This is a genomic window from Sphingobacterium sp. 1.A.4 (genome assembly GCF_002734245.1).
GTDB lineage: Bacteria > Bacteroidota > Bacteroidia > Sphingobacteriales > Sphingobacteriaceae > Sphingobacterium > Sphingobacterium tenebrionis.
In genome coordinates this window covers 1-978 of record NZ_PEAZ01000002.1, presented here as the reverse complement: position 1 = coordinate 978, position 978 = coordinate 1, and the positions used below count along the sequence as shown (strand labels likewise).

General features: G+C 51.0%; 1 protein-coding gene. It reads right to left on the bottom strand.

Annotated elements, in window-relative coordinates:
• The coding region (locus tag CRJ00_RS01390; protein WP_099365155.1) for an IS110 family transposase at positions 1-829 on the bottom strand (829 nt) is incomplete at its 3' end.
• Between the last annotated feature and the right edge of the window lie 149 nt (positions 830-978).

The window sequence follows — 978 nt, the reverse complement described above, 5'->3', positions numbered from 1 at the left end:
TCCCATAAAGCTCACTGCAGGCGGTGTTGCTCCTGATGGCGGATATTGCCGCCATGTACAGCACCTTTCTGACSTGGCCCATCCCCATCTTGCAGATATGCCCCTTTCCCTTTACGCTGGTACCGGATTCGAATATCCTGGGCGCCAGTCCGAAATAGGATATCAGCTGCCTGTGCCCCTCGAACCGACTGAAACCGTCCGTCAGGATGATAAGCAGTGCTGCGCTGCGTGGCCCTATTCCCGGTATGCTCCGCAGGTTCGCGTTGAGTTCCCCGTAATTCTCCATGATGATCTGCTGGATCTGTCTTTCATGTTCATTGATGTTCTCATCAAAAACTTTGATCCCTTCCTCCATGGTCTTCCTGAGCGAGGGGTCCAGTGTCCCAGCATATTCATATGCATGGAGCTGGTTCCCTAGAAGGTTCCTGCATTCCTTCTGTCCCTTGATATAGCCCTCCAGGTTCCTGATCCTCAGCACATGTTCCTCCGGCAGCCTCCATTGGGYAGGTTCCGTCATGCTGGTGAACTTGGCGATGAGCTGGGCATCCTTCCTGTCGGTCTTGGTCCTGGCCAGGGTCATCTGGGAAAAACGCCTGATGACAAGGGGGTTGATGACCGAGACACGTTCATCCCTYTCCCAGAGGAACCTTGCCAGSCGGAAGTAATAGGGACCGGTGGYCTCCATCGCTATATGGCTGCCGTGCATGTGGCCCAGGGCCTCCACAAAACCCGCTTGGTCGTTACGGAAACGACCCTTGAAAACCTCTTTCTCTCCCGATTGGACAGAAATGTCAAAATAATCCTTTGAACAATCAATACCTGTTACCATATTTGTATATCATATTTGTGGATYACAGCAGCTCTTATCATAACTTATCAATCGTAAAAACAGGCTCCTGGCCTAATGAACTGTCCAAGTTTATGATAGGAATAAGAGAGGGGGATTAACATTGCGAAGGGTCTCTCAAGGACCAATGA